The sequence below is a fragment of the Dyella sp. genome (assembly GCF_035277725.1).
GTDB lineage: Bacteria > Pseudomonadota > Gammaproteobacteria > Xanthomonadales > Rhodanobacteraceae > Dyella_B.
Window position 1 is genome coordinate 1 of the sequence record NZ_DATEJY010000094.1, and the last position, 7,674, is coordinate 7,674.

General features: G+C 61.8%; 7 protein-coding genes. 5 read left to right on the forward strand and 2 right to left on the reverse strand.

The genetic code is table 11. The annotated features are described in order from the left end of the window. The coding region (locus VJR68_RS08710; RefSeq protein WP_324147283.1) for an amino acid--tRNA ligase-related protein at nt 1-778 on the forward strand (778 nt) is incomplete at its 5' end. 79 nt (nt 779-857) lie between these two features. Here VJR68_RS08710 and VJR68_RS08715 read toward each other — a convergent pair. Together VJR68_RS08715 and sbcB are read right to left on the reverse strand one after the other, a co-directional pair. Next, the gene (locus VJR68_RS08715) at nt 858-1,544 is read right to left on the reverse strand and encodes a DUF2461 domain-containing protein (protein ID WP_324147284.1); all 687 of its coding nucleotides are present in this window, start codon (nt 1,542-1,544) and stop codon (nt 858-860) included. Nucleotides 1,545-1,757: 213 nt separating this feature from the next. Next, nucleotides 1,758-3,206 (reverse strand): exodeoxyribonuclease I, encoded by a 1,449-nt coding sequence (gene sbcB, locus VJR68_RS08720; protein ID WP_324147285.1) that lies wholly within the window; start codon nt 3,204-3,206, stop codon nt 1,758-1,760. A 95-nt stretch (nt 3,207-3,301) separates the two neighbouring features. On the opposite strand from sbcB, the gene orn reads away from it, so the two are divergent. The 4 genes from orn to VJR68_RS08740 all read left to right on the forward strand — a co-directional run bounded on the left by orn (nt 3,302) and on the right by VJR68_RS08740 (nt 7,443). Further along, nucleotides 3,302-3,871 carry an oligoribonuclease gene (gene orn / locus VJR68_RS08725; RefSeq protein ID WP_324147286.1) on the forward strand — a complete coding sequence of 190 codons (570 nt, stop codon included), beginning with the start codon at nt 3,302-3,304 and terminating at the stop codon, nt 3,869-3,871. Beyond that, nucleotides 3,868-4,773, forward strand: coding sequence for a dihydropteroate synthase (gene folP, locus VJR68_RS08730; RefSeq protein WP_324147287.1), 906 nt, complete (start codon nt 3,868-3,870; stop codon nt 4,771-4,773). Before orn ends, folP begins: the two co-directional genes overlap by 4 nt. Before the next feature lie 191 nt (nt 4,774-4,964). Next, entirely contained in the window at nt 4,965-6,323 is a 1,359-nt protein-coding gene (gene glmM / locus VJR68_RS08735) for a phosphoglucosamine mutase (RefSeq protein WP_324147288.1), read from the forward strand. Between the two features lie 160 nt (nt 6,324-6,483). After that, a complete protein-coding gene (locus tag VJR68_RS08740) occupies nt 6,484-7,443 on the forward strand; it encodes an isopenicillin N synthase family dioxygenase (protein ID WP_324147289.1) in 960 nt (319 codons plus the stop codon). The last annotated feature ends 231 nt before the right edge of the window (nt 7,444-7,674 follow it).

The following is a 7,674-nucleotide window of genomic DNA, read 5'->3' on the forward strand; positions in this document are numbered from 1 at the left end:
GGTGGTGGGCGGTTTCGACCGCGTCTACGAGATCAACCGCAACTTCCGCAACGAGGGCGTGTCCACGCGGCACAACCCCGAATTCACCATGCTGGAGCTGTACCAGGCTTACGCCACTTATCACGAGATCATGGACCTCACTGAGGCAATGATCCGCGAGACGGCGAAGAACGTGCTGGGCACCACCCGGCTCACCTGGGAAGGCGCCGAGATCGACGTCGGCCCCGCGTTCCGCCGCTGGCGCATGGAAGATGCCGTGTTGGAACTCAACCCCGAGATCAAGCGCGACGAACTGCGCAACCGCGACGCCATGGCCGCGCACGCCAAGCGTCTGGGCGTGCAGGTGAAGCCCGGTTACGGCTGGGGCAAGCTGCTGCTGGAAATCTTCGAGAAGACGGTCGAGCACACCCTGGTGCAACCCACCTTCATCATCGATCACCCGGTGGAAGTCTCGCCGCTCGCGCGCGAGAACGACGTCGACAAGGGCATCACCGATCGCTTCGAACTGTTCATCAACGGCAAGGAACTCGCCAACGGCTTCTCCGAATTGAACGATCCGGAAGATCAGGCCGCGCGCTTCCAGGCGCAGGTGGATGCGAAGGAATCCGGCGATGACGAAGCCATGCACTTCGATGCCGATTACATCCGCGCGTTGGAAGTGGGCTTGCCGCCAACGGGCGGCCTTGGCGTGGGGATCGATCGACTGGTGATGCTGCTGACCAACTCGTCGTCGATTCGCGATGTGTTGTTGTTTCCCTACATGCGCCCCGAGGCATGAGCGGTGGTAGGTTGGGGTGCGAACCCCAACATCGCCACGCCTGTCCGGATGACGATGTTGGGGTTCGCACCCCAACCTACTAGAATTCGAGTTCCTGCGCTGCGCACAAATAATCAATCATCGGCGCCAACCGCTTGTAGCTGGCCACCATAAACGGCAACAACTCCGCCGAACACGCCAGCGCTTCGTCGAGCTGCTCACCTGCCGCAAAGTCCTTGCGCTTGAGATCCTCCATCAGCTCATGCTCCGGATCGAACCCGCGCGGCGGCCGTGTCAACGATTCACCCCAGAAACTAAAGTGATCACGGAACGCCTTGCTCTGCACCGCGCGTTTCCACGCAGCCGGATTATCGGCAAGAAACGCGCGAAGCCGCTTCAACGCATCCGACTCCGGACGCCACATGCCGCCACCGACAAAGCAGTCACCCGGCTGGATATGCACGTAGAACGAAGGCGCCGGAATCTCATGCCGCCGCTCGTGGAAAAAGCGCGCACTGGCCCACGGCTTGTACGGTTCCTTGTCGTTCGAGAAGCGCGTATCGCGATAGATGCGGAACAACGAACCACCCATCTTGCGCGGGTCGGCGCGGAAGTGCGCACTGATCTTCGCCAGCGGCGCCTGCATGTCGCCGATCAGCTCCAGGAACGGATCGCGCACGTCGTGTTCGTAGTCGGCCTTGTGTTTCTGAAACCATTCGCGATTGTTGTTGCGGGCCAGGTTTTTGAGGAAGCGGAACGTGGCGGGCGAGAAGTAGGCGCGTGGCATGACGATGGAATTCTCGTAGGTTGGGGTGCGAACCCCAACAATGGTGGCACATGTGGCGATGTATGTATGGCTGTCGCGTTTCAGCTTATCGCTCACGCCACACCCGTGGTCCCGGCGAAGGCCCCGACTTAGTGACTTGAAGATCGATAAAGTCACTGGGTCCCGGCCTTCGCCGGGGCGACGAATCGGATGCTTGAATTGACGCCGAAAGAATCAGGCCACAGCAACTCCGGCCTCAGCCGCAAGCTGCTCTCCCCACACTTGCAACTGATCCAGCACCGCGCCCTTGTCGAGCCCCAGCGGATCATGGCGTAGCAACGCCAGCTTGGCGAAATACTCAGACAGCGTTTGTGTGGTAAGCGGCGTCGGCCGCGTCAACCGCTGAGTACGAAACGCCTCCCAGCGCTCGCGTTCCTCAGCCGACAAACTTTCCGGCCAATTGCGCGCACGATAGCGAAACAGCAACTCCAGATAACGCGCATCGCGAAAATCAAACGTGCGCGATCCCAATTGCTCCGGCGGCGTCGCGCGCACCTCGCGCAACAAGCGTTTATCGCCATCGGGCAAAAAGCCGCCATACAACGCCAGTTCCGGGTCTTCCGGCGGCGGCAATTCGGCCGCGCGCTGAAAAATATGCCGCAGCTTATCGGCCAGATTCGTCGCCGCACGCAATTGATCCGCGTAGCCCAGACAGCGATCGACGTCCAATTGCAGCCGCGCAAGATCCACACCCTTAAGCACCGACAGCGGCGCCAGTGCCGGCGAGCGATTCGCATGCACGGTACGCAACGGAATGCGCTCCACACCTTCCGGCAGATCGGCGCGCGCCGTAAAGATGCGATCGATGATGTCCTCCACCTCCAGCGCCAATAGATCGCACGGATCCTGCGCAAGGTCGTACACGATGATTTCACCCGGCCGTGCCGGATGCACCGCCAAGGGGATGATGATCGCCAGGCAGCCACGGCTGGCTGGATAGCGCGAGGACACATGCACCAGCGGTGTCATGGCGGTGAGATCCAGCAGTTCGAACACACGCTGCTTGCGCCGCAAGCCGAAATGCCAATCCCACAGCCGCGGCTGGCGTACGCGGATGAGGCGCGCCAGGTCGATCAGCGCATACACGTCGGATAGCGCATCGTGCGCGCGTTCCTGCCGCAGATGATTGGCAGCCGCCAGATGCTCCAGCTTGAAACTCGGCGTGCCGTCGTCATGCGTGGGCCACACGATGCCTTCCGGCCGCAGCGCCGCGCACATGCGTACCAGGTCGATCAGATCCCAGCGCGAATTGCCGTTCTCCCATTCGCGCGCATAGGGCTCGAAAAAATTGCGATACAGCAGCTGGCGCGTGAATTCGTCATCGAAGCGCAGTGAGTTGTAACCCACGCCGCAGGTGCCCGGTGCGGAGAGCTGCTCATGCACACGCGCGGCGAACTCGGCCTCGATCAAACCATCGCGTTCGGCCTGCTGCGGCGTGATGCCGGTGATCAGGCAGGACTCCGGGCTGGGTGGCATATCCCGCGGTGGCTTGCCGAAGAACATCACCGGTTCGTCGATGATTTCCAGCGCCAGGTTGGTGCGGATGCCGGCAAACTGGATGGGCCGGTCCCGGCGCGTGTCCGTGCCGAAGGTTTCGTAGTCATGCCAAAAGAGCGTATGCATGCGCGGATTCTACGGGAATCCCCACGACCAACCGCCAGCCACAAGCATTTGGCGTCATATCCGCCCCCGGCTAAACTCTGCCGACAGGAGGGTGCATGAGCCAAGCGAACGAAGACAACCTTATCTGGATCGATCTGGAAATGACCGGTCTGGATACCGACAACGATTCGATCCTCGAGATCGCCACCATCGTCACCGACAAGGACCTGCTGATTCTGGCGGAAGGCCCTGTCTTCGCGATCCATCACGAGATGGAGCGGCTGGAAGCGATGGATACCTGGAACCGCAACCAACACCGGCGATCCGGCCTGTGGGACCAGGTGCTGTCATCCGCCACCACGCATGCCGAAGCCGAGCGCGCCACGCTGGAATTTCTCAAGCCCTGGGTGCTGCCGGGCAAGTCGCCGATGTGCGGCAATTCCATTTGCCAGGATCGTCGCTTCCTGCATCGGGAAATGCCGCAGCTCGAACGCTTCTTCCATTACCGCAATCTCGACGTGTCCACCTTGAAAGAGCTGGCGAGGCGCTGGGCCCCGACGATCGGCCGCGGCTTCTCCAAGGAATCGGCGCACACCGCGCTTTCGGATATTCGCGATTCCATCGATGAGTTGCGCTACTACCGTCAATTCATGGGCGAACTCGGCGGCGCGGAGCAGAACGCATGAGCACGGACATGTTCGCCACGGTGCTCGATTGCAACGGCCGTCCGTTGACGCTGGATCGCACGCGCGTGGTGGGCATCATCAACGTGACGCCGGATTCGTTCTCTGATGGCGGTCAGTTTTCCAGCGTGGAAGCCGCAGTGGAACATGGCGTGCTGCTGGCGGAAGAGGGCGCCGACATGCTTGACGTCGGCGGCGAATCCACCCGTCCCGGCGCGGCGGACGTTTCCGTGGAAGACGAATTGCAGCGGGTGCTTCCCGTGATCGAGCAACTGGTGGCGCGTACGTCGCTGCCGATTGCCATCGATACCTCCAAGCCCGAGGTGATGCGCGCCGCGGTGGCAGCCGGTGCCGGCATGATCAACGATGTTTATGCCCTGCGTCGTGAAGGCGCCTTGGATGCTGCCGCCGAACTGCGCGTGCCGATCTGCCTGATGCACATGCAAGGCGAGCCGCGCAGCATGCAGGACGAACCGCATTACGACGACGTGGTTGGCGAAGTGCATCGATTTCTCACCGATCGCCTGTTCGCCTGCGAAATGGCGGGCATCGATCGACGCAAGGTGATGGTCGACCCCGGTTTCGGCTTTGGCAAAACGGTGGAGCACAACCTTGCGCTGCTGCGTAAACTGCAGCGCTTCGCCGATCTTGGCAGTGGTGTTTACGCTGGCCTCTCGCGCAAGTCGATGATCGGTACGCTCACCGGGCGCCAGCAACCCGCCGATCGTGCGGCCGGCTCCGTTGCAGCAGCATTGATTGCCGTGCAGCGCGGCGCACGCATGGTGCGTGTGCACGACGTGGCGCCCACCGTGGACGCCTTGAAGGTGTGGCATGCCGTGCAAGCCGGCGACACACCCGAACGCCACGACAAGCCCAAAATGCCCAGCTGGCCCGACGACGATTAACGTAGGTTGGGGTGCGAACCCCAACCGGACCATGCCCGCGTACATCACGATGTTGGGGTTCGCACCCCAACCTACGCCGGTATGCCGGCTGGGATGAAATCCGGGCACAACCAACCACCCGGTGTAGCATTCACGCCTTGGCGACACCCTTGTCCCTATTTCCTGACTTCATCTCCCCAAGACAGATCTCTATGAACCAACGCAGATATTTCGGTACCGACGGCATCCGCGGCCGCGTAGGCGAGTGGCCCATCAGCGCGGATTTTATGCTGCGGCTGGGGCGGGGGCTTGGCGTGGTGCTGGGGCGGGAAAAGAAATCCTCCCGCCGCCCGCTAGTGTTGATCGGCAAGGACACCCGCGCTTCCGGCTACATGTTCGAATCCGCCCTGGAAGCGGGACTCACGGCGGCGGGCGCAGATGTTCGCCTGTTCGGTCCCATGCCCACGCCGGCCGTGGCTTATCTCACCCGCAGCCTGCGCGCCGATGCCGGCATCGTGATCAGCGCTTCGCACAATCCGCATTACGACAACGGCATCAAGTTCTTCTCCTCCGATGGCGAAAAACTCTCCGACGACATCGAGACGGCCATCGAACTGGAAACCGAAGCACCGTTCACCACGGTGGATTCCCAACATCTGGGCAAAGTGGTTCGCGTGACCGACGCCATCACGCGCTACGCGGAATTTTGCAAAGCCACCGTGCCGGAGGATTTCAGCCTGGCAGGCATGAAGGTCGTGCTCGACTGCGCGCACGGCGCTACCTATCAAGTTGCGCCGAAAGTGTTCAGCGAGCTTGGTGCACAGGTGTACGCCATTGGCGACAAGCCGGATGGTTTCAACATCAACGACGGTGTCGGCTCCATGCATCCCGAAGCGCTGCAGCGCGCAGTCATGGAACAGGGCGCCGATATCGGCTTTGCGTTCGATGGCGATGGCGATCGCGTGCAGGTGGTGGATCGCCACGGTGTGATTGGCGATGGCGATGACATGCTCTACGTGCTGGCGCATAGCTGGCAATCGCGTGGCCTGCTCAAAGGCCCGGTAGTTGGCACGCTGATGAGCAACTACGGCCTGCAAAAGGCACTCGCAGGTTTGAGCGTGGACCTGATCCGCGCCAACGTCGGCGACCGCTTCGTGTTGCAGAAGCTCAAGGAGCATGGCGGCATCCTGGGTGGCGAAACGTCCGGCCACCTGTTGTGCCTGGACCGCGCCACCACCGGTGACGGCATCGTCGCGGCGCTGGCCGTACTCGAAGCGCTCAAGCTGTCCGGCCAGGATTTCAGCACCGCGCGTGCAGGCCTGAAAAAAATGCCGCAGGTGATGATCAACGTGCGCGCCGCCGGCGCACGCGAAGCGCTCAACACCGATGCCGTGCGCCAGGCGCTGGCCGATACCGAGCAGGCCCTGCTTGGCCGCGGCCGTGTGGTATTGCGCGCCTCCGGCACCGAGCCGCTGGTGCGTGTGACGGTGGAAGCCGCCGACGAAGCCGAAGTACGGCAGATGGCGGAACGTCTTGCAGACGTCGTAAAATCCGCCACCGAACGCTCGTGAACCAGTAGCGCAAGCCATTCCGGCAGCGCTACGAACAGATGCCAGGTCGCCATGGAGTGGAGCCTGTCTGGCGTGATGCAGACAGGTTTCTAAGGCCCGACGTGCACCGCCCCTGCGGTGGCGGACACAAATAGACCGTACGCCTACCTGGACAACCTGCATGGACACATCTGCCCGTACACCTGCCAAAAACGTTCCCACCCTCGACATCCGCCGCTACGACACCGACCGCGCCGCCTTCGTCGCCGAACTCGGCGCCGCCTATCGCGAATTCGGCTTCTGCTGCATCAGTGGCCACGGCATTGCGCCGCAACTGATCGATGGCGCCTACGACGCCTTTCAACGCTTCTTTGCGCTGCCCGCCGAAACCAAGATGAAGTACCACGTGCCCGGTTCCGGCGGTGCGCGCGGCTACACGCCGTTCAAGATCGAAACGGCGAAGGACAGCCGTTATCCCGACCTGAAAGAGTTCTGGCACATCGGCCGGGAAATCGACCGCCATTCGCGTTTCGCCGATCTCATGCCGCCCAACCTGTGGCCGGCCGAAGTGCCGGGTTTTCGCGAATACGGCTATGAGTTGTTCCAGGCATTGGACCTGCTCGGCAGCCGCGTGCTGCGCGCGCTGGCCTTGCATATCGATCTGCCGGAACACTACTTCGAGGACAAGATCGACCTGGGCAATTCCATCCTGCGCCCGATCCATTATCCGCCGATTACCGAAGCAAACATTCCCAACGTGCGCGCGGGCGCCCACGAAGACATCAACTTCATCACCCTCCTGGTCGGCGCCAGCGCCGAAGGCCTGGAAGTGCTCACCCGCGAAGGCGAGTGGCTGCCCATTACCACCGAAGGCGACGCCATCGTGGTGAACATTGGCGACATGCTGCAGCGTTTGACCAATCACGTGTATCCCTCCACGACGCATCGCGTGGTGAACCCGCAAAATGCGAATGCGCGCAAACCTCGCTATTCCGTACCGTACTTCCTGCATCCCAATCCGGATGTGGTGCTGGATCCGCTGCCGCAGTGCGTAACGCCCGATAACCCTAGCCGCTACGACACGTCGATCAATTCGCATGCATACCTCATGCAACGCTTGCGTGAGATCAAGCTGATCTAATCCGCTGCATTCACGCGCCACGTAGGCTGGGATGAAATCCCAGCATCGAAAAGCTCACGAAAGCTGGGATTCCATCCCAGCCTACGAACTCCGTAGGTTGCCATTTCGCCGTTGAGGTCAATAGGCACGCGAGTCCCGGCTCTGGTTCTCACAGAGTGTGCTGGAGCAGGGATGGCGTATAGCGGAAGCCGTCAAGGGCGGCTACGCCGGCGAAGCGCAGCGGAGCGAACC